This window comes from Nitrosospira multiformis, assembly GCF_900110185.1.
GTDB lineage: Bacteria > Pseudomonadota > Gammaproteobacteria > Burkholderiales > Nitrosomonadaceae > Nitrosospira > Nitrosospira multiformis_A.
The window spans coordinates 81,731-108,109 of record NZ_FOCT01000011.1; the positions used below are offsets into that span (position 1 = coordinate 81,731).

27 protein-coding genes and 1 tRNA gene are annotated in these 26,379 nt (G+C 54.0%); 8 read left to right on the top strand and 20 right to left on the bottom strand.

Annotated elements, in window-relative coordinates:
* The first annotated feature begins 91 nt into the window (after positions 1–91).
* Positions 92–826 carry a YggS family pyridoxal phosphate-dependent enzyme gene (locus BMY01_RS12640; protein WP_074747912.1) on the top strand — a complete coding sequence of 245 codons (735 nt, stop codon included), beginning with the start codon at positions 92–94 and terminating at the stop codon, positions 824–826.
* Positions 827–1,042: 216 nt separating this feature from the next.
* On the opposite strand, the gene BMY01_RS12645 is transcribed toward BMY01_RS12640, so the two are convergent.
* The 5 genes from BMY01_RS12645 to BMY01_RS12665 all read right to left on the bottom strand — a co-directional run bounded on the left by BMY01_RS12645 (position 1,043) and on the right by BMY01_RS12665 (position 5,130).
* Positions 1,043–1,303, bottom strand: coding sequence for a YfhL family 4Fe-4S dicluster ferredoxin (locus BMY01_RS12645; protein ID WP_074708947.1), 261 nt, complete (start codon positions 1,301–1,303; stop codon positions 1,043–1,045).
* Between the two features lie 2 nt (positions 1,304–1,305).
* Positions 1,306–1,803 (bottom strand): pantetheine-phosphate adenylyltransferase, encoded by a 498-nt coding sequence (gene coaD, locus BMY01_RS12650; RefSeq protein WP_074747915.1) that lies wholly within the window; start codon positions 1,801–1,803, stop codon positions 1,306–1,308.
* Positions 1,804–2,343, bottom strand: a complete 540-nt coding sequence (rsmD, locus tag BMY01_RS12655; RefSeq protein ID WP_074747918.1) for a 16S rRNA (guanine(966)-N(2))-methyltransferase RsmD — start codon at positions 2,341–2,343, stop codon at positions 1,804–1,806.
* A gap of 62 nt (positions 2,344–2,405) precedes the next feature.
* Positions 2,406–3,716 (bottom strand): M16 family metallopeptidase, encoded by a 1,311-nt coding sequence (locus BMY01_RS12660; RefSeq protein ID WP_074747921.1) that lies wholly within the window; start codon positions 3,714–3,716, stop codon positions 2,406–2,408.
* A 16-nt stretch (positions 3,717–3,732) separates the two neighbouring features.
* Positions 3,733–5,130, bottom strand: a complete 1,398-nt coding sequence (locus BMY01_RS12665; RefSeq protein WP_074747924.1) for a M16 family metallopeptidase — start codon at positions 5,128–5,130, stop codon at positions 3,733–3,735.
* A gap of 103 nt (positions 5,131–5,233) precedes the next feature.
* Here BMY01_RS12665 and ftsY point away from each other — a divergent pair, with 103 nt between their 5' ends.
* The 4 genes from ftsY (at position 5,234) to rpoH (ending at position 8,801) form a co-directional block, all read left to right on the top strand.
* Positions 5,234–6,220, top strand: a complete 987-nt coding sequence (ftsY, locus tag BMY01_RS12670; RefSeq protein WP_074747927.1) for a signal recognition particle-docking protein FtsY — start codon at positions 5,234–5,236, stop codon at positions 6,218–6,220.
* A gap of 63 nt (positions 6,221–6,283) precedes the next feature.
* Positions 6,284–6,937: a cell division ATP-binding protein FtsE gene (ftsE, locus tag BMY01_RS12675; RefSeq protein WP_011382018.1), complete on the top strand. Its 654-nt coding sequence runs from the start codon at positions 6,284–6,286 to the stop codon at positions 6,935–6,937.
* Positions 6,934–7,842 carry a permease-like cell division protein FtsX gene (gene ftsX, locus BMY01_RS12680; protein ID WP_074747929.1) on the top strand — a complete coding sequence of 303 codons (909 nt, stop codon included), beginning with the start codon at positions 6,934–6,936 and terminating at the stop codon, positions 7,840–7,842. The genes ftsE and ftsX overlap by 4 nt, the downstream gene beginning before the upstream one ends.
* Positions 7,843–7,955: 113 nt before the next feature.
* Positions 7,956–8,801, top strand: coding sequence for an RNA polymerase sigma factor RpoH (rpoH, locus tag BMY01_RS12685; protein ID WP_074747933.1), 846 nt, complete (start codon positions 7,956–7,958; stop codon positions 8,799–8,801).
* Between the two features lie 71 nt (positions 8,802–8,872).
* Here rpoH and BMY01_RS12690 read toward each other — a convergent pair whose 3' ends face one another.
* From BMY01_RS12690 to aroQ, 13 genes are all read right to left on the bottom strand, one after another.
* A complete protein-coding gene (locus BMY01_RS12690) occupies positions 8,873–9,124 on the bottom strand; it encodes a BolA family protein (protein ID WP_074747935.1) in 252 nt (83 codons plus the stop codon).
* 95 nt (positions 9,125–9,219) lie between these two features.
* Positions 9,220–9,975: an ABC transporter permease gene (locus tag BMY01_RS12695; protein WP_074747938.1), complete on the bottom strand. Its 756-nt coding sequence runs from the start codon at positions 9,973–9,975 to the stop codon at positions 9,220–9,222.
* On the bottom strand, positions 9,972–10,901 hold the full coding sequence (locus tag BMY01_RS12700) for an ABC transporter ATP-binding protein (protein WP_074748029.1): 930 nt from the start codon (positions 10,899–10,901) through the stop codon (positions 9,972–9,974). Before BMY01_RS12700 ends, BMY01_RS12695 begins: the two co-directional genes overlap by 4 nt.
* A gap of 139 nt (positions 10,902–11,040) precedes the next feature.
* Positions 11,041–11,334 (bottom strand): STAS domain-containing protein, encoded by a 294-nt coding sequence (locus BMY01_RS12705; protein WP_074747941.1) that lies wholly within the window; start codon positions 11,332–11,334, stop codon positions 11,041–11,043.
* A 3-nt stretch (positions 11,335–11,337) separates the two neighbouring features.
* On the bottom strand, positions 11,338–11,991 hold the full coding sequence (locus BMY01_RS12710; RefSeq protein ID WP_074747945.1) for an MlaC/ttg2D family ABC transporter substrate-binding protein: 654 nt from the start codon (positions 11,989–11,991) through the stop codon (positions 11,338–11,340).
* Between the two features lie 147 nt (positions 11,992–12,138).
* Positions 12,139–12,624: an outer membrane lipid asymmetry maintenance protein MlaD gene (gene mlaD, locus BMY01_RS12715; RefSeq protein WP_074708961.1), complete on the bottom strand. Its 486-nt coding sequence runs from the start codon at positions 12,622–12,624 to the stop codon at positions 12,139–12,141.
* On the bottom strand, positions 12,624–13,421 hold the full coding sequence (gene mlaE, locus BMY01_RS12720) for a lipid asymmetry maintenance ABC transporter permease subunit MlaE (RefSeq protein WP_074747948.1): 798 nt from the start codon (positions 13,419–13,421) through the stop codon (positions 12,624–12,626). Before mlaE ends, mlaD begins: the two co-directional genes overlap by 1 nt.
* Positions 13,414–14,232, bottom strand: coding sequence for an ABC transporter ATP-binding protein (locus BMY01_RS12725; RefSeq protein WP_254772736.1), 819 nt, complete (start codon positions 14,230–14,232; stop codon positions 13,414–13,416). The genes mlaE and BMY01_RS12725 overlap by 8 nt, the downstream gene beginning before the upstream one ends.
* Before the next feature lie 99 nt (positions 14,233–14,331).
* Positions 14,332–15,213: a DUF3426 domain-containing protein gene (locus BMY01_RS12730; protein WP_074747950.1), complete on the bottom strand. Its 882-nt coding sequence runs from the start codon at positions 15,211–15,213 to the stop codon at positions 14,332–14,334.
* Positions 15,214–15,240: 27 nt separating this feature from the next.
* Complete coding sequence (gene prmA / locus BMY01_RS12735) at positions 15,241–16,155, bottom strand: 50S ribosomal protein L11 methyltransferase (protein ID WP_074747953.1); 915 nt, start codon at positions 16,153–16,155, stop codon at positions 15,241–15,243.
* A gap of 143 nt (positions 16,156–16,298) precedes the next feature.
* Positions 16,299–17,657: an acetyl-CoA carboxylase biotin carboxylase subunit gene (gene accC, locus BMY01_RS12740; RefSeq protein ID WP_074747956.1), complete on the bottom strand. Its 1,359-nt coding sequence runs from the start codon at positions 17,655–17,657 to the stop codon at positions 16,299–16,301.
* A gap of 99 nt (positions 17,658–17,756) precedes the next feature.
* Positions 17,757–18,218 (bottom strand): acetyl-CoA carboxylase biotin carboxyl carrier protein, encoded by a 462-nt coding sequence (gene accB, locus BMY01_RS12745; RefSeq protein ID WP_074747959.1) that lies wholly within the window; start codon positions 18,216–18,218, stop codon positions 17,757–17,759.
* 222 nt (positions 18,219–18,440) lie between these two features.
* Positions 18,441–18,896, bottom strand: coding sequence for a type II 3-dehydroquinate dehydratase (gene aroQ / locus BMY01_RS12750; RefSeq protein WP_074747962.1), 456 nt, complete (start codon positions 18,894–18,896; stop codon positions 18,441–18,443).
* Between the two features lie 380 nt (positions 18,897–19,276).
* Between aroQ and BMY01_RS12760 the strand changes: the two genes are divergently transcribed.
* From BMY01_RS12760 to BMY01_RS12770, 3 genes are all read left to right on the top strand, one after another.
* Positions 19,277–19,352, top strand: a tRNA-Thr gene (locus BMY01_RS12760).
* Positions 19,353–19,550: 198 nt separating this feature from the next.
* Complete coding sequence (locus BMY01_RS12765; RefSeq protein ID WP_074747968.1) at positions 19,551–23,339, top strand: tetratricopeptide repeat protein; 3,789 nt, start codon at positions 19,551–19,553, stop codon at positions 23,337–23,339.
* Between the two features lie 107 nt (positions 23,340–23,446).
* Positions 23,447–23,761: a hypothetical protein gene (locus BMY01_RS12770; RefSeq protein WP_074747971.1), complete on the top strand. Its 315-nt coding sequence runs from the start codon at positions 23,447–23,449 to the stop codon at positions 23,759–23,761.
* A gap of 87 nt (positions 23,762–23,848) precedes the next feature.
* Here the strand turns inward: BMY01_RS12770 and BMY01_RS12775 are convergent, their stop codons facing one another.
* Both BMY01_RS12775 and BMY01_RS12780 read right to left on the bottom strand, forming a co-directional pair.
* Entirely contained in the window at positions 23,849–25,789 is a 1,941-nt protein-coding gene (locus BMY01_RS12775) for a replication endonuclease (protein WP_074747974.1), read from the bottom strand.
* Positions 25,786–25,989, bottom strand: coding sequence for a helix-turn-helix transcriptional regulator (locus BMY01_RS12780; RefSeq protein ID WP_074747977.1), 204 nt, complete (start codon positions 25,987–25,989; stop codon positions 25,786–25,788). Before BMY01_RS12780 ends, BMY01_RS12775 begins: the two co-directional genes overlap by 4 nt.
* Between the last annotated feature and the right edge of the window lie 390 nt (positions 25,990–26,379).

Here is a 26,379-nt window from a genome sequence, read left to right on the forward strand (position 1 = left end):
TGAGTAGTTCTACTATGCTCACGCACACCCTCAACTATCGTTCCACCCGCACGGACCAAGTTGTCCGGAGCGGCTGGTAAAAGGCAGAAAATTGGAACCGAATACATCATCCGTCGCGGCTGGATTGAAAAAAGTAAGAGCCCATATCACAGAGATCGCAGGGAAGGCAGGCCGGCAAGCCGGGGAAATCACCCTTTTGGCCGCGAGCAAAACCAATCCCGCAGAGCGGTTACGGGAAGCGTTTGTCGCAGGACAAACCATTTTCGGCGAAAACTATTTGCAGGAAGCGCTGGTTAAAATCGACGCACTTAAGGATTTACCGATCGAGTGGCATTTCATCGGCCCTATACAGAGCAACAAGACCCGGCGCATCGCAGAAAACTTTGCGTGGGTACACAGTGTAGACCGCAAAAAAATTGCCGAGCGTTTGTCGAAGGACAGGCCCGAGGCGCTTCCCCCGCTTCAGATATGCTTGCAAGTCAATGTAAGCGGGGAAGACAGTAAAAGCGGTGTGGCACCGGAAGAGGTAGCCGATCTGGCAGCGCATGTTGCCGAATTGCCGCGATTAAGGTTGCGGGGGGTAATGGCAATCCCGGAGCTCACCAAATTCACCGCTTTGCAGCGCAGCCAGTTTCGAATGCTGAAAGAAGCCTACGACCGGCTCAAGCAGAGCGGGTATGATGTGGATACCATCTCGATGGGAATGTCGGAAGACCTCGAACTCGCCATTCAGGAAGGAGCAACGATGGTGCGAGTCGGTACAGCCATTTTTGGACCGAGGCGCTACCCTATTCCGGAGGAGCTTGTCCGGCAAGCACAGCCCTGAACAAACCTTTCTCGTCCGTCATTCCCTCGAAAGAGGGAATCCAGCAGTTTTGGGACAGGGATTTCCATCATGGAAATAGCAAACCAGTTGCTGGCTATTTTTCCCGCCGCCCCCCTACCGCACTCCGTCCATTCAACCCTTTGACAAGTCCAGCGCGAAGGGAGAACCAAGGATAAGGGAGAACGGTACGTCCTCTTACTTCTCGCTCGCTATCGGCTACCCCTGAATTGCTTGCCCGGTAAGATCAAGGTATTTTTTGTACAGCTGCTCTCGGGTTTCAGCGATGTCCGGGTTGAGAACGATGCAGTCTACAGGACATACTTCCACGCATTGCGATTCTTCATGGTGTCCTACGCATTCCGTGCATAGATCAGGGTTTATTTCATAATACTCCTCGCCGGGCGAAATGGCGCTGTTCGGGCACTCCGGCTGGCACACGTCGCAATTGATGCATTCATCGGTGATCATTAAAGCCATGGTTACCTCGATGGTTTATCCTTCGACGCGATCTTCATTCCGAGTTGCGTCGAAATAAGGGGATGCACGAACTTTTCTATATTGCCGCCGAATAAAGCGATTTCGCGCACGATAGTGGCGGATATAAACATGTATTGCTCGGAGGGCGTAAGAAACAAAGTCTCGACGTCCGGATAAAGCGTACGATTCATTCCTGCCATCTGGAATTCATATTCGAAATCCGAGACAGCACGCAAACCGCGCACGATTACCCTGGCATGCTGTTGTTGCGCGAACTCCATCAGCAAGCCTGAAAACGGCATGACTTTAACGTTGGGATAATCCGTCAGCACCTGGCGCACCATCGCCACCCGCTCATCCTGCGTAAAGAACGGTTTTTTTCCGCTGCTTGCAGCGACCGCTACCACCACCTCCCTGAACAAACCGGAGGCACGTCGCACCAGATCTTCGTGGCCCCGGGTAATGGGATCGAAAGTACCGGGATATATCGCTTTATCCATTTAATTTATCGTGGAGCTTAACAAGTGATAGCACACCTTTCCCGCATGTCCCGTGCGCCACACTGCCCATCCCTCAAACTCCGCGGGGCGATCGTCTTCCAGATAGACCAGTCCTCCGTCGGCAAGATGGGCGTGCAATTTGGGCAGTAGCTTGGGCAACAAATCGAGACGATAGGGTGGATCGAGAAATATCACATCGAAGCGGCGTCGATCAGAATCAATAAAATTCATGGCATCGACTCCCGCCAGTTCAATGCGCGTTGCTCCCAGTTTCTGGGCTGTGGCTCGAAGCGCTTTCAGTACCACAGGGCTGGATTCCACCATCACGACTTCCGCGGCTCCGCGCGAAGCTGCTTCGAAGCCCATTGCCCCGCTGCCTGCGAACAGGTCGAGGCAGTGCTTGTGGCTCATATCCTGCCCAAGCCAATTGAAGACCGTCTCGCGCACCCGGTCAGGGGTGGGGCGCAGGTCCATATCATTCGGGAAAGTCAGGATGCGGCTGCGCCACTCACCTCCTATGATTCGAACTCTATTTCTCATCGTGCGCCCGATGAAAAAAGAGAAAAACTTCTGTCAGGAGGTAGCGGCTTGCAAAAAGTTTTTTACTTTCCACTCGTGTCCGGAAGACCCACCACCACCGTTACCATGCCGGATGGGTTGATGCGTCGCTGGAAAGCCTGGGTTACCTGGGGGATGGTTACCTTCGATACCGCCTTTACGTAATCATTCAGATAGGTCAGGGGCAGATCGTAAAAGCCGATCATGGCGAGGTATCCGAGTATCTTCTTGTTACTGTCGATACGCAGCGGGAAGCTGCCGATGATATTTTTTTTGGCTTCGATCAGTTCTTTTTCCGTTGGCCCTCCGGCAATAAAATCAGCCAGGACTTTCCGGGTTATGGAAAGCGCTTCTTCAGACTGTTCTTTCTGGGTTTGCAACGCGATCTCGAAGGGTCCTTCTTCTTTCAGGGGAGTAAACGAACTGTGAACACTGTAGGCCAGCCCGTGTTTCTGGCGGATTTCCTCCATCAGGCGTGAGGTGAATCCGCCTCCGCCAAGGATGTGATTCCCCACAATGAGAGGAAAATAATCAGGATCATCCCGTCTGATCCCGGGATAGGCGAGCTGGATATGACTCTGGGTAGCCGGATGGGCGATCCGCTGGGTGCCCACGGCGGGTGGCGTCACTTCCGGGATGCTTTGTCCTCGTCTCTCGCGTGGCAGATCCCTGGTCAGGGATTCGGCAATCGCTGCGGCTTCGTCACGGCTTACATCTCCCATGATGGACACAACCGCATCTCCCGCTGTATAGCGAAACCGGTGAAAATCGATCATATCCTGACGCGTCAGTTTACTCACGCTCTCGATCTCACCCGAACCTCTCAATCCATAAGGATGGGTACCGTAGAGCATTTTCATCAGCGATCGGTCGGCAATATTGCCGGGTTTGGTATCTGCTTCCTTGAGCCCGGCGATGACACGCGCTTTTTCCCGCCCCAGGACGTATTCAGGAAAATCCGGGTGCTGGATGACCTTGCCGAACAATTCCAGTGCGCGGCCACGCTCACGCGCGCTGCTCAATGTTCTGAGCGTAATCCCCGCTCGATCCTGATCGAAATGGGCACCCAGCTGCGCGCCGACATCAGCGAATCCCTTGGTGAGCTGGTCTTCGGTCAATCCTCCTGCCCCCAGGTTCACGAGATGCAAGGCCATCGCCGCGCGGCCTGATTTATCGGGTGTGTCGGTGCTGCTACCCGCGCTGAAATCCACACTCACATCTAGAATAGGCAAGTCGCGGCTTTCGATGAAGTAAACGCGGGCACCCGAGTCTGCCTGCCAGTGCTGGATTGGCAGAGTGGCGTACGCCCATTGGGAATAAAAGCCCAGCAAAAGGAAAAACAGGTGACGGAGCATCTCTCAACCTCGCCGCTTAATGTCGCAACCCCGCCGGTACTGCCGCGGGTGCTTTCTGTTCCAGGGGCTGCGGATCGAGTACTGCAACCGTCAGATTATCGTCCTTCAAGTATTTTTTTGCCACCTCTCGCACCTGTTCGGCGGTAACAGCCTGCAATTTGCGCAATATGGTGTCTACATCCCGATAGGACAAACCTATACTTTCGAGCTGGCCGATCTGCATTGCCTGGAAAAACATGGAATCGAGCTGAAAAACGTGTCCCGCCACCACTTGTGCCTTGACGCGCGCAAGCTCCTCCTCTGTCACACCGTCACGTACGAGCTTTTCAATCTCGGCACGCAACGCCGCTTCTACATCAACCACTGTTTTGCCTTCGCTCGGTGTGCCATCGAGATAAAACACTGCGGGCCCCCGCGCGGTGGAATCATAGCTGGCCCCTGCCGTGCTGGCGATGCGCTGCTCGCGCACCAGGACTTTATTGAGCCGCGCCGATTCGTTCCCATCCAGCACGCCCGCCAGCATTTCGAGTGCGTACGGCTCCCAGTCTGTTTCCGGCTTGCTCAGCGATAGAGCATGATAAGCCATTGCAACGTAGGGCAGCTGCGCAGGCGCCTTCACTGTCAGCCGCTTGACGCCGAGCTGCTTCGGCTCGATCTGTGGCTTGCGTTGGTCCAGGGACAGCACGGGCTTCGCCTTTATCTGTCCGTAGTATTTTCGCGCCAGATTGAAGGTCTGCCGAGGGTCTACATCCCCGACCACCACAAGCACAGCATTGTTGGGCGCATACCAGCGTTCATACCATTGCCGAGCGTCCTCCACAGTCATGTTCTGCAGATCGTTCATCCAGCCTATCACCGGATGCCGGTAAGGGTGCGACTGATAGGAGGTCGCCATAAGTGTCTCATGTACCAGGGCGCGCGCCTGATCATCCGTACGTAACCGCCGTTCTTCCATCACGACTTTGATTTCCTTGGAAAACTCCTCTTCTGTCAGCACCAGATTGCGCATCCTGTCCGATTCCAGTTCCATCGCCAGCGGCAGCCGGGATTTATGCAATTGCTGAAAATAGGCCGTATAATCCTGTCCAGTGAAAGCGTTTTCACGCCCCCCCGCCGCTGCGATAAGGCGGGAAAACTCGCCGCCCGGTACTTTCTTCGTGCCCTTGAACATCATGTGTTCAAGCACGTGGGCGACCCCCGTCCTGCCGTTTACCTCGTCGATGCTCCCGGCCTTGTACCAGATTTGCGAGATGACGACTGGGGAACGATGATCTTCCTTGACGATGAGCCTCAAGCCGTTACCGAGAGTAAATTCATGCGTGCTGGCAAGAGCGGCGGAGGAGAACAGCGAGATGGGGATTACGAGAGCTGCCCATAGGCAAGTCGGCAAAAAGCGAAAACACGGATAAGTCATCTTCTTTTTTAATTAATACCTGAATCCGGATAAACAGAATAAAATCCAGAATAAGATTTGCGTGAGAGTACTTCGAGGTCTCAAATACTGACAGCCTACCAGAATGGCAAGTTTCTTCAAATCCAAAAATGATTCCACGACGAGCGAACCCCCGAATTCGAATTGGGGAGTAAGGGTCAGGCAAGGCCTGTCCCGCACGCGCGACAATCTCGGCAAGCGCCTTTCGGGTCTCTTCGGTGGGGGAGCGATCGATGAAGACCTCTACGAGGAGATGGAAACCATATTGCTCACGGCGGATGCGGGTGTCAGTGCCACCACCTGGCTGCTGGAGGAGTTGCGCAGAAAAGTTAAACGTAACGGCCTGACGGATGCGTCGCAGCTCAAAGATGCGTTGCAGGACGCGCTGGTCGATCTGCTGGAACCGCTTGCGCAACCCCTCGATACCAGCGCTCACCAGCCTTTCATCATCATGCTGGCCGGGGTGAACGGTGCTGGAAAAACCACTTCCATTGGAAAACTCGCGCATTATTATCAACTGCAGGGCAAGTCTGTGCTGCTCGCCGCGGGCGATACCTTCCGTGCCGCAGCGCGCGAGCAACTGATGGCGTGGGGGGAACGCAACCGCGTCGCGGTGATCGCGCAGGAAAGCAGCGGTCAGCAAAGAGGTGATCCGGCGGCGGTCATATTCGATGCCGTCAACGCGGCGAAAGCACGTGGCATCGATATCGTACTGGCGGACACTGCCGGAAGACTAGCCACGCAACTGCACCTCATGGAGGAAATAAAAAAGGTGAAGCGCGTCATTGCCAAAACCGAGCCCGGCGCCCCTCATGAAACGTTACTGGTTCTGGATGCGAATACCGGGCAGAATGCAGTCAATCAGGTACAGGCATTCGACGATGCCCTTGGCCTGACAGGTCTCATTGTCACCAAGCTGGATGGAACTGCAAAAGGAGGCGTGCTTGCCGCCATCGCCCGCCAACGCCAGCAAAAAGTCCCGTTGCCGGTCCGGTTTATCGGTGTAGGTGAGGGTCTGGACGATTTGAGGCCTTTCGTCGCACGCGAATTTGTCGGGGCGTTGTTTGATTGAGGGAATATACGAAAAGGATGGAGTTGAGATGGAGTTGACTCGCCCAGCTCGCCGTACCAATAGATGATCAGCTTCAGTGAGGTTTCCAAGCGCTACCCCAACGGTTTCGAGGCACTCCGGAATGTCAGTTTCACAGTAGAAACAGGCGAGATGGCCTTGATCAACGGCCATTCGGGAGCGGGGAAGACAACGTTGCTGCGGCTCATTGCCGCGATCGAACGTTCCACCACCGGCAGCGTTATCGTCAATGGCCAGGATGTCGGCAGACTCAATGATGCCGCTGTTCCTTTCCTGCGCCGCAACTTCGGACTGGTGTTTCAGGATCAGAAGCTGCTGTTCGACCGCAGCGTTTTTGAGAATGTTCTGCTTCCCCTGCAGATCAGCGGTTTCGAGTCGAAAGCGGCTGTCAGGCGGGTGCGCGCCGCGCTCGATAAAGTGGGACTGCTGAATAAGGAGAAAGCGCGTCCCATCACGCTTTCGGGTGGAGAACAGCAGCGACTGTGCATTGCGCGCGCCATTGTCAGCAGGCCTTCGATACTCATCGCCGATGAGCCGACGAGCAATCTGGATATGGAGTATGCAAAGGATATCATGGCTATTTTCAAATCTTTTCATCAGGTAGGCGTTACCGTACTTATATCCACCCACGACGTTGAACTGCTCGGTGGCACCCCGCAACGTATTCTCACTCTCAGTCACGGCGAGTTGACTGGATGAACATCTGGCTTTCGTATCACTGGCATGCTTTGGCGCTCGCCTTCAAGCGGTTGGCCTTGATCCCGTTCAGCACGCTGCTGACCCTGGGAGTGATCGGTATTGCCTTCAGTCTGCCAGCAGGAATTTATGTGTTTCTCGAGAATGTCGAGGCACTTTCCGGCCATTTTTCGAGCGGTCCCCAGTTGAGTCTTTTTTTAAAACTGAATGCGACCGAGAGTGACGTAGGCAAAATTGAATCTTTTCTGAAAGAAAATCCGCACGTAGCGAGTTTCAAGTTCATTCCCAAGGCCAGCGCCCTCAAGCAGTTCAAGGAGAGCCCCGGACTGGCCGGAGTGATGGATGGCCTCGAGGGAAACCCGCTGCCTGATGCGTTCGTGATTACTGCCAAGGACGTCTCAACAGAGACACTCGAAACATTGAGCAGGGCTTTGTCGGAACTGCGGCAGGTCGAACATGTGCAGCTGGACTCTGCCTGGACGCAGCGCCTGGATGCACTGCTCAAACTGGGGCGGCTTGCGGCCTGGATGCTCAGCGTGCTGCTCAGCCTTCTGGTCATCGCGGTGGTATTCAACACCATACGCCTCCAGATCCTGACCATGCGGGACGAAATAGAAGTGGCAAAGCTGATTGGCGCAACCAACGGCTTTATCTGTCGCCCTTTTTTATATTTCGGGACAATACAGGGACTGGTAGGCGGCATTGTGGCATGGCTCATCATCTCTCTGGGGATCCACCTCACTGACGAGCCAGTAAAGCATCTCATGCAATTGTATGAAACGGATTTCCGCCTTTATCATCTTTCCATGGGGGATAGCCTGATCATGTTTCTGTTTTCGGCTGGCCTTGGCTGGCTCGGCGCCTGGTTGTCTGTCGTTAGTCATCTTCTGAAAATAGAACCCCAATAATTCATAAGGTTAAGGCATTTCACAATGGATAGCGGGGGGAACTTTCAAAAATGTTGACGCTCTTAACGGTTAACGGAAAAAGGTTAACGTTCACAGGAAACCAAGGAGGATAAATGACTTTCGCTTTAACTGTACCTTCAGCAGGCAGCCTCGAAAGCTACATTCAGTCCGTCAACCAGTTCCGCATCCTTACTCAGGAAGAGGAACTGCAACTGGCCCGATCGCTGCGTGATGAGGGCAGCATAGATGCTGCGCGCCAGCTCGTGCTGTCGCACCTGCGCCTGGTCGTCGCTATCGCGCGGGGTTACAAAGGCTACGGCTTGCCTCAGGCTGACCTGATACAGGAAGGAAATATCGGATTGATGAAAGCCGTCAAGCGCTTTGACCCCGAGCGCGGCGTCCGGCTGGTTTCATTTGCAGTACACTGGATCAAGGCTGAAATCCACGAATTCATACTGCGCAACTGGCGGCTGGTTAAAATTGCCACGACAAAGGCGCAGCGCAAGTTATTTTTCAATTTGCGCAGCATGAAACAGACTCTCGATACCATGAGCCAGGAGGAAGTTGCGGAGGTTGCAGAACAACTAGGGGTGAAGCCCGAGGAAGTGGTGGAAATGGAAACCCGCTTCAGCGGCCGCGATATTTCACTCGAACCCCTGTCGGAAGACGACGATGAGGAAACCTTCAGCCCCATTGCTTACCTGACCGATGGTTCCGAACCCTCGCACGTGCTGGAGGACCAGCAAACCATGCGTCTGCGGGGTGAAGGACTGGAGCAGGCGCTCGAGAGCCTGGATGCCCGCAGCCGCCACATCATCGAGGCGCGTTGGCTGCGGGAAAAAGACACGGCAACGCTGCATGAGCTCGCCGATGAGTTAGGGGTATCCGCCGAGCGTGTCCGCCAGATCGAAGCCAAGGCCATGCAGAAGCTGCGTGCGGTCATGGCTCCTGCCGCCTGATACCCGATGGGAGTCTCTGTTCTCGAATCCAGATTGCCCAGCCCAGAGCCCAGGGAAGCTCGGTTGGGAGCTCAGTTCTGATTGTTGCTTTCCGCCCACTGCTCCGGCGTCATGGTTTTCATGGACAGTGCGTGAATCTCCTGTTTCATTCTGTCGCCCAGTGCCCGGTAAACCAGCTGGTGTTGCTGCACCATATTTTTTCCACGGAATTCCGGGCTGACGATGAGGGCGCTGAAATGGTAGCCGTCATCCCCTTCCACATGCACCAGTTCACAAGACATGGAAGTCTCGATATGGGCTTTTATGCTGTCCGCTGTAACCATCTGTAGTTTCCCTTACTTTCATACGTTGCTGGCAATTGCCGTAAAAAACGAGAATGGGTACGGAATGTATCCCGCTCCACCCCTAAAAACCGCAGTCAGTGCCTTATCTTATAGCCTCTTTTGAGCATTTGCAGCGTCACCCATGATACCGCCACAAAGCACGCGGCTACAATGCCAAGACTGAAATAGGGTGAGATATCGGATGCGTGGAAAAACCCGTAGCGGAAACCATCGATCATGTAGAAAAACGGATTCAGGTGAGACAGGCCTTGCCAGAAGGGTGGCAATGAGGGAATTGTGTAGAACACCCCGGATAAAAACGTCAGCGGCAGAATGACAAAATTCTGAAACGCGGCGAGCTGATCGAATTTTTCCGCCCAGATACCGGCAATGACGCCGATAGCTCCCAGCAATGCACTGCCCATCAACGCAAACATCAGCACCCAGGAGAACGAGGACAGGGGCACATCGAAGAACACCAGGGTAACCAGGTAGACGCCCAGGCCCACTGCCAGACCCCGCACGACCGAGGCAGTGACGTAGGCGAAAAATATTTCGCGATACGAAAGCGGCGACAGCAGGATAAAAACCAGATTACCGGTGATCTTGGACTGAATCAGACTTGATGAGGAGTTGGCGAAAGCGTTTTGCAGCATCGCCATCATCACTAGGCCAGGCACGAGAAAAACAGTATACGCAACACCGGGGTACGCCTGTACATGCTCTTCCAGCACATGCGAAAAAATCAGGAGATATAGCAGGGTGGATACCATGGGTGCGAATACCGTCTGGAATCCGACTTTCCAGAATCGCAGCAGCTCCTTGTAGAGTAGTGTAAGAAATCCGGTCATACGGATAGCGTCCCCGGCTTCCTGATTTTGTGAGTGCCCATGATCCGTATGAATACCTCTTCCAGATCAGGCTGCAACACCTGCATCTCGAGCACTTGCAGTGCTGCTGTGCGCAACGCGGCCATGACCTGCTCGAGCTGGGAATACTCTGCCAGGGTCAGAATGTAGCAACCCTCTTCGCGGCTGCTCATTAGCGGCTGTAGCGCCGGAGGCAGCGTGTCGGGCGACAGGCGCAGCCGCACAGAACATCCCGATACGCTGCTGATCAGGTTTCTGACGCTGTCCAGGGCAACGACATTGCCTTGCTTCATCATTGCCACACGGCTGCACAGCGCCTCCGCTTCCTCGAGATAATGCGTGGTCAATACGATGGTATGGCCTTCCCGATTCAGCTGCTTGATGAAGCGCCAGAGTCCCTGGCGCAACTCGACATCCACACCGGCGGTCGGCTCATCCAGCACGATGACCGGTGGCTTGTGCACCAGTGCCTGAGCCACCAGTACGCGCCGCTTCATTCCCCCGGAGAGCGCTCGCATGTTGGTGTCGGCCTTGTCCGCGAGATCGAGGTGATGGATGATTTCCTCTATCCACACGCCATTGTTCTTCAAGCCGTAATATCCCGATTGAATGACCAGTGTTTCGTGGACAGTAAAAAACGGATCGAAAACCAGCTCCTGAGGAACCACGCCCAGCATGCGTCGCGCTTCGCGGTAATGGGAGACCACATCGTGTCCCATCACCCGCGCCCGGCCGCTGGTTGCTCGCGTGAGCCCTGCGATGATGTTGATAAGCGTGGTCTTGCCCGCGCCGTTGGGGCCCAGCAAGGCAAAAAACTCGCCTGGCTCTACCTTGAGATCGATGCCCGCCAAAACTCGCAGCGCACCATAACGTTTGTGCATCTGCTCGACTTCTATGGCGGGTGTCATGTGGAGATAAAGGAGGAAGGAACCAAAACGAAACCGTAGTGCATCCACCAGAAGCCGGGGTGCAGGTGAGCAGGGAACATGCCGTTACGCGATTCCTGGACGACAGCTGATCTGCAAGCGGCAGCCTGATTTCCGCGAATTATGCCCCGCCCATCAATTCGGATACCCCGTACAGTTGCACGAGACTCTGCAGATTCCGGGACATATTGAGAAAGCGTATCTTGCGATGGTGGCGTGCTGCCTCGCGCCGCCATTCCAGCATTAAGCTGACGGCAGCGGAATCGGCTTCGATAACCCGTCCCAGATCGATTATCACCTCTTCCCCGTCAAACAAAGCAACGCCGTTCGCAACCACCGAAACGACGTTATCGATCGTAATCGATCCTTCGACGCTGAATTCCCCGCCTTCACGCCGGATGACAGTGGCGGTCATCGGCTACTGCGTGGCTACCGTCTTTAATTCGCCAGCTGCTTTTTTATCGTTAGCGGCCAGGGCGCGATTCTTGTCGCCGAGGGTTTTCAGTAATCTTTCCACACCCCCTTCGCGCACCTGGCTGTTGAACGTGCTGCGGTAATTCGTGACCAGGCTTACGCCAGCTACCGTCACATCGTAGACTTTCCACCCGTCCCCTGTTTTTTCCATGCTGTAGTCGATATCCACGGGTTGCCCGCTATCCTGCATGACTTTCGTTTTGACGGTGGTATCCGTGTCCCCTGCCTTGCTCCTCACCGGCTCAACCTTGATCTTGTAGTCACTGTAGGTACTGAGGGCGTTAGAGTAAGTCCTCACCAACAAGGTGCGGAACTCTTTCACCAATTCCTCCTGTTGCTGTGGGGTTGCCTTATTCCAGTTCTTGCCCATGGCAAGCCGGGTCATACGGGTGAAGTTGAAATGCGGCAGAACCTTGGCTTCGACCAGATCAAGAATCTTGGCCATATTGCCCGCTCGCAATTCCTTATCCTGCCGAACGATCGACAATACTTCCTGGGCAGTGTTATCCACCAGCGTATCAGGACTGATTTCTGCGGCGGCAGGGAATGCAACCAACCAGGCTGCCAGCAGACCTGAGATACCAAGATATTTTTTCATGATTTCCTCGCTTGATTAGACTGCTCAACACACGAAATGCTTAGGCTGTTGACGCTTCCGGCGCCCGCATCAACTGCTTCCTGCCTGCAGGCCCTTATCCGTGAAATTCGTACGCTGCCGCAGGCGTTGGACTTATTACTGCCCTTTCTAGTTCTTGCCGGAATTTTCATTGCTGCCTCCTTCTGAAGCTTTATTGAACAAAAATTTCCCGATCATTTCTTCCAGAACAAGGGCAGAATTGGTTTTCATGATGGTGTCGCCATCCTTGAGCGTCGCTTCATCACCCCCAGCCGCCAAGCCGATATATTGCTCCCCGATCAAACCGGAGGTAAGGATGCTGGCAAAAGTATCCTTGGGAAATTTATAACGGGTGTCAATATTCATGATCACCAGAGCGTCATATGTCTCTGTGCTGAACTGAATGTCCGTCACCCGGCCAACGACGACACCGGCACTCTTTACCGGCGCCCGCACTTTCAACCCCCCGATGTTTTCGAAGTTGCCTGTCACCTGATAGCTGTCATTCGCGCTATAAGTGCCAAGATTGCCGACTTTCAACGCCAGCACGAGCAACGCGCCGATACCTGCCATGACGAACAATCCTACCCACAAATCCATTGTTGCGCGCTGCATCAGCCCATTCCCCTGAACATGAACGAGGTCAAGATAAAATCGAGTCCAAGAATTGCGAGTGAAGAAGTCACCACGGTGCGAGTTGTCGCACCGGATACGCCTTCGGCCGTGGGCGCGGCATCATACCCCTCAAACACCGCGATTGCCGTCACCGCGACGCCGAAAACACAGGTTTTTATGATGCCGTTGACCACGTCGTAGCGGAAATCGACAGCACTTTGCATTTGCGACCAGAACGAACCTTCATCCACTCCGATAAGTACGACAGCCACCAGATAGCCGCCATAGATGCCTATGGCTGAAAACAGCCCCGCCAGCAACGGCATTGAAATCACGCCCGCCCAGAATCGGGGGGCGACTACACGCGCAATCGGATCTACAGCCATCATTTCCATTGCCGCCAGTTGCTCGGTCGCTTTCATCAGGCCGATTTCCGCTGTGATTGCCGAACCGGCGCGGCTGGCGAACAACAACGCCGACACCACTGGCCCCAATTCGCGTAACAATGACAAGGCCACCATGGTGCCTACCGCAGATTCTGCTCCATATCGCTGCAAAGTTTCGAAGCCTTGCAAGCCGAGCACCATGCCGACAAAAAGTCCCGACACGAGGATGATGATGAGCGACTGTACCCCGGTAAAATAAAGCTCCCGTATCACCAGGGTGAAGCGGCGCAGGCTGGTGCCGGACTTGATCAGGGTCAGCAGGAAGAAACGGCTGGCGTAGCCCAGGCGCCAGATACTGTCTATGACGCGATGACCGACACTCTGAATACCAGTTACGATACGCCTAGGCAAAACTGCCCTCCAGTTTCAGATCCTGCGCATAGGGCCTGGCGGGATAGTGAAACGAGACGGGACCATCCTCTTCCCCATGAACGAACTGATGTACAAACGGTGCAACCGATCGGCGCACCTCGTCCGGCGTACCATGGGCTGCAATCACTCCGTTCGCGATGAAATAAACGTAGTCGACAATTTTCAAGGATTCCTGCACGTCGTGAGTTACGACGATGGAGGTCATGCCCAAGGCATCGGTCAGGCGTCGAATCAGGTTCCCGATCACTGTGAGTGAAATGGGATCGAGTCCGGTGAAAGGCTCGTCGTACATGATAAGCAGAGGATCAAGCGCAATCGAGCGCGCCAGTGCGACTCGGCGCGCCATGCCGCCGGAGAGCTGGTTGGGCATCAACTCGTGTGCGCCGCGCAAACCCACAGCCTGGAGTTTCATTAACACAAGGTCCCGTATCATGGACTCCGGCAGGTCCGTATGTTCCCGCATCTGGAAAGCCACGTTGTCGAATACCGAGAGATCGGTAAACAATGCGCCGAACTGGAACAGCATGCTCATTTTTCGACGCATGCGAAAAAGCTCATCCCGCTTCAGTTTGTGCACTACCTGGCCTGCAACTTTCACATAGCCGGAAGTCGGGCGCACGGCGCCTCCGATGAGGCGCAACAAGGTTGTTTTCCCGCTGCCGCTGCCACCCATGATGGCAATGACTTTCCCTCGTCCCATCGTCATGTCGATTCCCTTGAGAATCGGACGCTGCCCATAAGAGAAATTCAGGCCTTGGATTTCGATCAGGCTTTCAGACGCATCTTCCAAAAGAGGAATACCTAATTTAACGGGACATCGATTTTACCCCAAATCGGGTAGCCAGAGGGCGGGCAGGAGCCTGAGACAGGTAGTGAGGAATTGGCGAAGTCAGACAACTCGCCCTGTCGGGCAAGGTGAATGGACCCAACGATAATGACCGAAAACAGATGACTGCTTGTCAGCGGAGACAGCAAGGCCAATAGACGGACTCGCGCTCATTCCAGATGATGCCGTATTTTCCGAACCGGTGGATGGCGACAGAGAAACAGTACATTGCAAAACTTTGCAATATTGCTCCAGAAAGGGTCTGGTGCTCGGCATGTTAACCGCCAGATCACTGCGAAATGCATAGATGATCTGCGCCACGAGCACGATGAGCATAAAAAGATTGGCAACGGCCCACGCAGCCGTGATCTCCGGCAGTTGCCCTCTCCTGGAAACGTAGTGCTCCGGCAAATAATTATCCAGCATGTCGTCTTCCAATCCGGCATACATCCCGTTACCCGTTTGCGGAATTTGTTCTCTCGCAACCCGCCTGTCCCGTGCTTTGTCTGCTTTTTTCGCGGCCCTGGCGTCAGGTTTCTCCCTCGCAGGCGTTTCAGGAGCGCGAGCCTCTGCTGCCTCTGGCTTGACAGGGGCTGAACCGGTCGGCTCTGCTGGGAGCGGTCCCGGCGGATTCTGCGCCGATGGCGGTTCAGAGATGTGAGGTTCCGACATCACTGGCTCCGGCACGCCTCCATCCTGTAGCGCTCCCGGGTGGGAAATCCCCACATCAGGAGAAAGCTGTGAAGTGTTTTCCGGTGCTTTCGCCGCTTCCGCGGTCTTCACCGGTTTTATGATTTCCGGCTCCTCCATGGTCAGCAACGCAGCGAAACCATTAAATATATGGTTGCACTGCCCGCAACGCACCTCGCCCCCATGCGCCTGCAAGTGCAGAGGCGTGACGCGAAAGACCGTTAAGCAGTTAGGACATCGAGCTACAAGTGCCATACCGGTTCTGGTTTTTGTTTAATCTGTTCATTTTCTCGTACCTGCCAGCAAGACCCATCCCTCACGATTTCGTGCAATATGCATATCATGTGATTGCCGATAAGCCTGCATCACCTCTTCTGCCTGCTCCGCGAGTATACCGGATAGGGCAATGCGTCCCCCCGGTCGGGCAGCATGCGTCAGTATGGGAGCCAGCATGATCAGCGGATTGGCAAGGATATTGGCAATAACGACATCCGCCCAGCCCCCACGTTCTGTATCCGTCTGCTCCGCCATCTGCATATGAAACTCTATTTCGGTTTCCGCGCACTGGTTAAGCCTTGCGTTCTGGCGGCTTGCCTCCACCGCTTGCGGATCTATGTCGATTCCGACAACATGGTGAGCGCCCATCTTGAGCGCGGCAATTGCCAATATGCCTGAACCACAACCGTAATCAAGAACATCTTCGCCTCCTCCGAGATTTTCGTCAAGCCATTCAAGGCATAGCTGCGTAGAAGGATGAGTTCCCGTTCCAAAGGCGAGTCCGGGATCGAGGATCAGGTTGATGGCATTCGGATCGGGGATTTCATGCCAGCTTGGCACGACCCACAAGCGCGAGGAAATGCGGATCGGATTGAACTGCGACTGGGTTACCCGTACCCAATCCTGCTCTTCCACATACTCGATCCGATAGATCGGAGGGGCAGGCAGGCCGACCGCTTCGGCCGCAGCGCGCATTACGGTGGAAATTTCGGTATCCCCCTTGAATAGCGCGGTAAGTTCCGGTGCAAGCCAGATGTCTGCGATGGGCTCTCCTGGTTCGCCAAACAGGGGTTGCTCATGCTCGGTCCCGGCTGCGGAATCATGGATGTCAGTTGATAGCGCGCCCAAGGCCAGCATCGCATCGCTTAACGCCTCGGCATACACGCTGTCCGTTTTTATGATGACCGAAATCCAGGGCATGATGGTACGTACCTCGCATTTGGCTGCCTGAGCAGACGGCAGACGGCAGACGGGCAGAACGTTCCAGGCCCGTTTCCCGAAAAACTCCTACCTCAAAAACTCTCCGTCCATTACTGGAGTTTCAGTAGCGAAGCGATGGAGCCTCAGCCGGAATTGTTATTATGATTGGCGAGCTTTTGTTCGAGATAATGGATGCTCGTGCCGCCATTCAGGAATGCGGCATCGGACAACAGGTCAAGGTGGAGCGGCGTATTGGTTTTGATGCCGCCGATAACCATTTCCGACAGTGCGATACGCATGCGTGCTATCGCCTGGTCGCGGTTGTCTCCGTACGCGATTATTTTGCCTATCATGGAATCGTAATAGGGCGGCACGAAATAGTTATGATATATATGGGAATCCACGCGAATGCCAGGGCCTCCGGGAGCATGATACTGGGTGATGCGCCCCGCCGACGGGGTGAGCTTGTACGGGTCTTCGGCGTTGATGCGGCATTCGATGGCATGACCCTTCAACACGACGTCGCGCTGCCGCAGAGTGAGCTTTTCGCCGGCTGCCACGCGGATCTGCGCTTGCACCAGGTCGATCCCGGTGATGGCCTCGGTAATGGTATGCTCGACCTGCAGGCGTGTATTCATTTCAATGAAATAGAATTCGTTTTTTTCGAACAGAAACTCGAACGTTCCCACACCGCGGTAGCCGATGCGCTTGCATGCGTCGACGCAGCGGGTTCCCATTTTGTCACGCAATCTCGGGGGAATCCCCAGGGCAGGCGCTTCCTCGATAATTTTCTGATGGCGGCGCTGCGTGGAGCAATCCCGTTCCCCCAGATAGATGGCGTTGCGATGTTCATCCACCAATACCTGAAACTCGATGTGGCGCGGGTTTTCCAGATATTTTTCCGCGTAGACCGTCGGGTTGCCGAAGGCGGCCTGAGCTTCGTTGCGCGTAATGATAATCGCGTTCGATAACGCTGCTTCAGTGTGCACCACGCGCATGCCGCGACCGCCTCCACCTGCCGCGGCCTTGATAATGATAGGGTAGCCGATGGCACGAGCGATGGCTTTGATTTCGTCCACGGATTCGGGGAGGCCACCGTCCGAGCCGGGGACACAAGGTACGCCAGCCTTTTTCATGGCGTTCTTGGCACTGACCTTGTCGCCCATCAGCCGAATCGTCTCGGGCCGGGGGCCGATAAAGACGAAGCCGCTTTTTTCTACACGTTCGGCAAAATCGGCATTTTCCGACAAAAACCCGTAACCCGGATGAATGGCTTCCGCGTCGGTGACCTCGGCGGCACTGATGATGGCGGGGATATTAAGATAGCTTTGTGCCGAAGGAGCAGGTCCGATGCATACGGACTCATCAGCGAGTTTTACATATTTTGCCTCGGCGTCGGCCTGGGAGTGCACCGCTACTGTCTTGATACCCATCTCACGGCATGCACGTTGTATCCGCAAGGCAATCTCGCCGCGGTTTGCTATCAGTATTTTTTCAAACATGTCTGCCGCTCGTATCTCGTTTCATGATGGAGGTGATTTCTCCTCTTCTATTGATGCGGATATTCCACTAGATTGCACGGAACGTGAAAAATGCCGGAATCATTCAATCACGAATAACGGTTCGCCATACTCGACAGGTTGACCGTTCTCCACCAGCACCGCCTTGATCACACCGCTCTTGTCCGACTCGATTTCATTGAGCAGCTTCATTGCCTCTATGATGCAGAGCGTGTCACCCTCCTTGATTGTCTGACCCACCTCGACGAACGGATTGCTGCCGGGAGCGGAACTACGATAGAAGGTGCCCACCATAGGCGATTTGACCATATGACCTTGCGGCAGTATCTCGGCGGCGGCTGTTGCGGGAGTGACTGGCGCAGCTTGCGGAATGATGGCTGGTGCTGGGGCGGGTTGCGGAGGAGGCATTGCGATTGCGGGCATCTGCATCGAAGGCGTGGATCTGCTGATGCGAACCTTTTCTTCGCCTTCCGTTATCTCTAACTCGGCAATGCCGGATTCCTCCACCAGGTCAATCAGTTTTTTAAGCTTTCTCAGGTCCATATAGGGTCTCCCGATCGGTTCCTCTTGCGTTATGTTCTGTCAAAACCTCTAACCATCTGTCAGCGCTCGAAGACGCGGACTTTGTGTTTTTGTCTTTTTTAAAAATACCCCTGTTTCAAAACACGCAAGGGGTGAGATGAGCCAATACTGCATTGGCTTATCAAAAGGAATTCTCAGCTCCTTGATGGTACCCGATCACTTCGTTGCTATCCTTGACGCTCATCAGTTGCGGCCCAGCACATAATTGAAGGCGAGTTCGTATCCCTTTGCTCCCAGACCGCTTATGACTCCCACCGCCATATCGGAAAAAAAAGATTTCTGGCGGAAAGATTCGCGAGCAAAAATATTGGAAAGGTGAATTTCAATGAAAGGGATCCGGGTGGCCGCAAGTGCATCACGCAAGGCAATACTGGTATGCGTATAAGCGGCAGGATTGATGATAATGAAGTCTATTTTTTCCGCGCCCGCCTGCTGGATTCGGTCTATTAGCTCCCCCTCAGCGTTACTTTGGAAGCAATCAAGACTAATACCCTCTTTTTCGGCTAACTTCGCCAAATTTCCGTTAATTTCTTCTAATGTGACAGTTCCGTAAACCGAAGGTTCCCTGATTCCTAGCAAATTCAGGTTCGGCCCATGGATAACCAGGATATTTTGGCAGCGGTTTGAGCCATTTTTCATGGCGGCAAGTTTGACCCAATCCCGGGAAATTGTCTAGTGATTCCCGGCCATTCGAAGAATATGTTGGAATTTACGTTTTTTATTTCGAGGAGGAATTCAAGTGCTCCAGATGAGTCCTTTCTGGAGAAAAACGGAATCACATCCGGGATGGGTCGCAGGTTTTGTGGAAGCAGAATTTTGCTGGAGCAGAAGGTTGAGTTGAAAAATTTATGGGGGTTGGTTATGTGAGCTCGCGCTTATTGCACTGGGACGGCGACTTCTCCGATTTCTCTGTTTTCTTTTATTTCTTTCATCCTGTGGCGGTGCTCCCAGATGGGAACGTTTGCCCACCGTTTTCCAAAAGACTATAATTGGCGTGGTTTATTCTGATCCCTTCCCAAGCTGTTGTAGCTCAGTTGGTAGAGCAACTGATTCGTAATCAGTAGGTCGGAGGTTCGACTCCTCTCAACAGCACCATTAAAATCAATAAATTAAAGAGATGTCGTCGAAGCAAATGTGAACGATGTAGACTTTATGTAGACAATGGCTACGGATTGCACCAATTGTGCTAATCTTAACTTAGCTTGAGGCTGAAGTATTTTGAGCCTTACGCTCTAAGCTCTTGCAAGATTTAAGGCTTCACCTTCTTAATAAACTAATAAACGGGAAGGTCAAGTGAGCTATAAATATGATGCCTTTATCTCCCACAACGGTGCCGACAAACCTGCTGTAGAGCGCGTCAGCAAGGCTTTGGAAACCCAAGGCCTACATTGTTTCTTCGATAAGTGGGATATCCTCTCAGGTGAGGAATGGCTGAGGAATCTGGAAACCGGATTAGGGGAAAGCCACTTTATCCTCATCTTCATTGGCACTCAGGGCATAGGTCCATGGCAGCAAGCCGAAGCTGACGCTGCCTTACGGCGTCAGGTACAGCAACGCCAGAATTGCATTATTCCGGTACTCCTGCCGGACGCATCACCTGAAGACATTGCCAAGCTCTCCATATTTCTCCAGGGCATCAATGCCCTGCGCTTTCATGATCTGAATGAAAGCCTGCCGCATAGTATTTTGGCAGGGCTGGTACGAGGGGACGACCCTGCCCATTTGCGCCAGCTAATCCGTGAGCACGCGCACGCCCCCGATGATCTACTGCAAACGCTCAATTACTGGCTCACCGGCTTGCATGTAGAGTGGCGGGAGAAAGAGGAAGAATACCGGATTAGCGAGGGGCAAGGGAAATCATGTCTGCGAATTCCCGATCTCAGTACTAGCTCCAACCCTGACAGTATCGAATACCTGCTGAATTGGAAAAGTCGTCTTACCCCGATGCTTGGCAGGGAGGCGGAACTGAAAGTCTTGCACGACTGGGCGGACGCCCGGAGCAAAATCAGTATCTGCCTGATTGTTGGGGAAGGCGGGGTCGGCAAGACTCGCCTTGCTTTCGAGTTCGCCACCCAGTTAAAAGAAAAGGGGTGGGAAGCTGGTGAGGCTCAAGGACTGGAGGGTTCCTGGTATACGGGCAGTAAAGGAACTCTTCTGGTCATTGATTATCCGGAACAACGCCCTGAAAAAGTAACGGCACTGCTGGAAGCCTTTACCGTTATGCCAGCACCTGAACGCAAGCTGCGCGTCTTGTTGCTGGGGCGTAATGGTGATTTCCTGCAAAAACTTTCCCAAGCTGCGAAGAGCCTCCTTGCTTCCTCCATCAAGTTACGAGGTTTGGCAGGGGGTGATTCAGCCTCATGGGATTTATTCCAGCAGGCGTGGCAACAGTTGCACGAACTTAAAGAAACGTCCCTCCCGCCACTTCCCATGCAGCCAGAAGCTTTCCAGGAATGGCGGCAGCGGGCGAAACTGCGTAATCGTCCCCTGTTTATAATGGCACTGGCTATTCGCCTGATGCTCGATTCCAAAGCGAAAGAACTGAGCGGCAAGGAAATCATTCGTGTACTGACTAAACAGTACGAAGTAACCCGACTCGAAAAAGAAGCGAAGAAACGGAATATCGATAAGTACAGCCTGGTTATGCTGCAAGCGCTGGCAGCAATGTCAGGCGAACTTGAGAGCGAAGCATTGCGCCAGCTAATCGACACCGGACAGGAGTTGAAGCTGGATATTCAACTCCCTGCATTGCGCCAACTCAAAGACACCAGCCTCTGGTCTCAGCACGGCATTCATGCACTTCAACCCGACCTTCTTGCCGCCGATCTATTGCACTACGCTTTAACGGAACTTGCGGGGGATCAGTCCGGTGCGTGGCAATATCTGGGACTAGAAGCAGCGACTGACGTTGCTAACGCGAGTTCGATATTTGGGCGGCTAATCCATGATTCGCAAAGCGCGTTGGATCGTCCTTGGCCCTTGCAGAATCTGATCGATTGGGTTCGTAGAGAACCGAGACGTTGCGAAAAACTGAATCTGGCTCTAGGCCGAAACAACCTGGAACATACCCTGTTGCCCTTGGCAATAGCAGTTAATAAGGTGTTGCTGACACACGCCGATTCACCACAAGGCCAAGCTAAGCATCTGACGAATCTGGCGAGGTCCTTGGGCGAGAGCGGGGAGCGGGCGGCAGCCTTGCAGGCGATTCGGCGGGCGGTGGAGATTCATGAGCAGTTGGCGAAGGACAATTTCACCGCCTACGGCCCCGACCTGGCAAGGAGCTTGAATAATCTGTCGGTTCAACTTTCTGCTAGCGGAGAGCGAGCTCCGGGCTTGCAGGTGAGCCGGCGCGCAGTCGAGATTTATGAGCAGCTGGCAGCAGACAATTTCGCCGCCTATGGGCCCGGCTTGGCGTTGGGCCTGAGCAACCTGTCGGTCTACCTGGGCGAGAGCGGGGAGCGGGCCGCGGCCTTGCAGGCGGGCCGGCGGGCGGTGGAGATTCTTGAGCAGTTGGCGAAGGACAATTTCACCGCCTACGGCTCCGACTTGGCAAGGAGCTTGAATAATCTATCGGCCTATCTGCACAAGAGCGGGGAGCGGGCGGCAGCCTTGCAGGAGGGCCGGCGGGCGGGGGAGATTTATGAGCAGCTGGCAGCAGACAATTTCGCCGCCTATGGACCCGGCTTGGCAAGGAGTTTGGTCAACCTGTCGGTCTACCTGCGCGAGAGCGGGGAGCGGGCCCCGGCCTTGCAGGCGGGCCGGCGGGTAGTGGAGATTTATGAGCGGCTGGCAGCGGACAATTTCGCCGCCTATGGGCCCGACTTGGCAAGGAGTTTGGCCAACCTGTCGGTCTACCTGGGCGAGAGCGGGGAGCGGGCCCCGGCCTTGCAGGCGGGCCGGCGGGCGGTCGAGATTCATGAGCGGCTGGCAGCGGACAATTTCGCCGCCTATGGGCCCGACTTGGCAAGGAGTTTGGTCAACCTGTCGGAGCGCTTGGGCGAGAGCGGGGAGCGGGCGGCGGCCTTGCAGGCGGGCCGGCGGGGGGAGGAGATTTATGAGCAGCTGGCAGCGGACAATTTCGCCACCTATGGCCCCGACTTGGCAAAGAGTTTGGTCAACCTGTCGGCGCGCCTGGGCGAGAGCGGGGAGCGGGCGGCGGCCTTGCAGGCGGTCCGGCGGGGGGAGGAGATTTATGAGCAGCTGGCAGCGGACAATTTTGCCGCCTATGGGCCCGACTTGGCAAAGAGTTTGGTCCACCTGTCAATTCGCCTGGGCGAGAGCGGGAAGCGGGCGGCAGGCTTTCAGGCGATCCGGCGGGCGGTGGAGATTCTTGAGCAGTTGGCGAAGGACAATTTCGCCGCTTATGGACCCGACTTGGCAGGGAGCTTGGTCAACCTGTCGGTTGACTTGGTGAATAGCGGGGAGCGGGCGGCAGGCTTGCAGGCGACCCGGCGGGCGGTGGAGATTTATGAGCAGCTGGCAGCGGATAACTTCGCTGCCTATGGAGCCGTCTTGGCGTTGGGCCTGAACAACCTGTCGGTCTACCTGGGCGAGAGCGGAGAGCAAACGGCAGGCTTGCAGGCGATCCGGCGGGCGGTGGAGATTTATGAGCAGCTGGCGAAGGACAATTTCGCCGCCTATGGGCCCGACTTGGCAAGGAGCTTAGCCAACCTATCACTTTGCCTGCGCGAGAGCGGGGAGTGGGCGGCAGGCTTGCAGGCGATCCGGCGGGCGGTGGAGATTTATGAGCAACTGGCGAAGGACAATTTCGCCGCTTATGGACCCGACTTGGCAGGGAGCTTGGTCAACCTGTCGGTTGACTTGGTGAATAGCGGGGAGTGGGCGGCAGGCTTGCAGGCGACCCGGCGGGCGGTGGAGATTTATGAGCAGCTGGCAAAGGACAACTTTACCGGTATTGGGCCGGACTTAGCGAGGAGTCTTCACATCCTGTTGACTCACTTGGAAGAATCAGACAAAAACGAGGAAGCAGCGGAAATTAAGGCCAAGTTGGAAACCATAAAGCAGAGGATTCTAGATGAGCAAATTGAGGTTCCTGCCGATATCGCTTGGTTGTTTGAATAGAGACATGAGTTGCGAGACAGGCCCATGAAATAGAAGAATGGAAGAAGTGGCTGGACGCTGGAGTGGCAACCCAGCGACCCGGATAAGGCGGCGGCTTGGAGATGTAGATGTATATCGAACTGCTAACCCGTATCACCACGCAACCCTTGGCGGAACGCGAGATCATCCGGCGTCACGGGCGGGATTGCGGGGAGTTCACGAAATTGGCGGTAGTAGTGCTGAATCAAATCGTGCGTCCTTTTACGGCCCGAGGGCACAGACTTGCACTGGCAGGCGCCTTGCAGGATGAGCAACAGCGCCAGCAGTTTCGCGCGGAGTTGGGGGTCCTGCAAGAGCAACTCAAAAAATATACCGGCATGTTGGCAAACATAGCGGGTGTTGAGGATCTGAGCGAGCTGGAAAAGACAGCCAAAGACTACTAATGTCCTCATGTAGGACATCATATTTTAGGTTAATTCAGAATCGTACTGCGATCCTTTTGTTCCCTTCCCTGAATGCCTGCCGTACAGTTATTGACAGGACTCCAAGGGTTCAGGGCCTACCTGATGCAGCGAGATTATTTCCCCGCCTTCATTTGAAGGCTCGTTAAGCTCAACCAGTCCTCTTTGCTTTTCGGGCTCGGATTTATTCCTGACAGTCCACGTATGAATCCGAGTAGGAAATACAGTCTTTTCCCACGCTATTCCAATGACTTCTTCCCCTTTCGGCTCCTTATAACGGTTAGGCTGGTCATTCCATTGCTTGGCGAGTGTTATTGGGAAACCCTTACGCTTCGCTTCCGGTCCGCCCATCAGCATCACGAAACGGTCCCATTCGCCCTTATCCGCCGCGTCTCTCAATTCTTTCAACTCTCCCGTGACATCCATTTCACCCATACGGCGCAACTCACGCCACAACGTTACAGACGGTCCGCCAATTGGCTGAAACTGTCTGATGCCCCAGGTGCTGGCCCAAACCCTTACCCGTTCAGCCGCACTTGTAGGCTCTCCACCATCGATATCGCAATTCAAGCCGAAGCCATCGATGTTCTTGGAAATGTATTTCGCGATATAACTGGCAGCCGTTCCCTTTGATCTATCTATGCGTTCTTCCTTGTATCGATGCTTGGCAGCACCTGCTTCATCCCCATCTTCGCGCATGGCATAGTCTCGGACGATGCTACCGACTTGCTTAACGTGCTCTTTTGGCATGAACAGCAACAGGTGCCAATGTGGAGTGCCGTCATGCTGAGGCTCGGCAACACGCATGCCGTAGTACGTTAAGTCCCTATCGTCAAGCCTCGACCGTATCCGTGCCCATATCTTTCTTAAATAAGCTTGCGCTTCCCTTGGTGTAGTTCGGTCGTATTTCGGGTTTTCTTGCCCTGATACAGATAACCTTGCATGCATGCGCGAAGGGCAGGTGATGGTATAGAACATGGCGGCATGTCCCAGCGATTGGGCAACGGCATCAAATCCGGCAATGCGAGTCATTAATTCGGCACGGCGAATCTTGGGATTCGATACCGAGAGATCGGCTAGTTGCTGTAGGGTGTATTCCTGTCCTAGTTCATTGCTTGCGATGCAGTGTTCGAGAATGGCACGGTTACGGCGGTTTTGTTTGCGACGCCTCTCCAAAGTCTCATCACTGACATACTTACCCTTACGGCTATGTACGAGCCCTAAGCGGATTGCGCCTTGCTCGAATTTGCGTACATGAACCTTGCGCAATGCTCGCCGCCACCAATACTCGTCACTTAGTCGAGCTAGAATTCCTGTATCGGTAATTGCTGTATTGGTAGCGGTTACAGGATTTGCAGGCTTTGATTTTCCTGTTACAGCAATTGGGAACTCACGCTTTTCTGTTACCGTTACAGGAGTCTGTTTCTCTGTAACGGATACTGGTACAGGGATTAGAAAAGCTCGTCTATTTCCTGTATCGATTACTGTTAGCGGATTCTGCTTATCCCTTATTTCTGTTACCGCTACTGACGGTAGAGACTTTCCCATCGCTTCCGTTACAACCAGGGATAGAGGTTTCTCTCCTAGAGGAATCCCCTTCTCCGTTTTGCTTGTTTTGCTCCACGGCGCGGTAATGCCGTATTTACTTTCCGCAAGATGCGTGAGGAAACGGGCTGCGATAACGGGATTCTTGAACTTATTTTGCAGTCGGAAAAATTGATCGGCGAGCCTCCGGGCAAAAAGCCGGATTTCCTCATCTGTTGCCAGAAGGCTCAAAGGCGCACTGGCAAGTTCAGCGGAAATCGCGTTTAGATAGGCTTCAGCTTTCTCTTCCCCCTGTTCCACATACAAGCGGGCGTATTCCAACGCCATCGGTTCAGCAAGACATTCCGGGTGGCGGCTGAGAATATCGGAAGTAAAAGGTTCTTCTTCCTCTTCGCGATAGAAAGTGATTCCATCTTCCCGAACGTACGCACTTTCGGGAAGGGGAATAGGCCACACAGCGTTCATTTGCGCCCCGTATCGCTGGTGGATTTGCGAATGCAGGACTCGATGTAGTGCTCCAAGTCTTGCAGCCGATAACGCACTGCGCGGGACCCTATCTTGATGAAAGGGACTTTAGCCCCGGCCCAGCGGTCACGTTCGAGGAACGCTTCACTGACACCTAGACATATGGCAGCTTCTTTAGTTGTAAGTAAATTTTGTTGCATGTTTCTGTCTCCATAAGTTTAAGTTGTTAATTGGCGGAAACAGAATGCGGTAAATGGAAGAAACAAGGAATGTTCTGTTACAGGATATTGACAAATGAGAAACTTTTAGGATTGCAAAAGACTCCCGGGATAATGATTAAGGAATTGAATATTCGTATCTTTCTATTTTTTGCTTCAAGTAGAGGCAAGCAGCGAACGTCTAGAAAGGCGATTTTATACGCCTAAAAGATAAGGAATATATTATGGATGCAAACAGGAGGATAAAAATGACTCATGGATTTGATAAAAAAAGTTTGTACGAAACTTGGAAAAGAAGGGTAAAAGCATCTGTATTCTCGTCAAGCTTAGTTCTCAGCTTGTGCTGCAAAAATTCCTATGAAGGTGATTCAA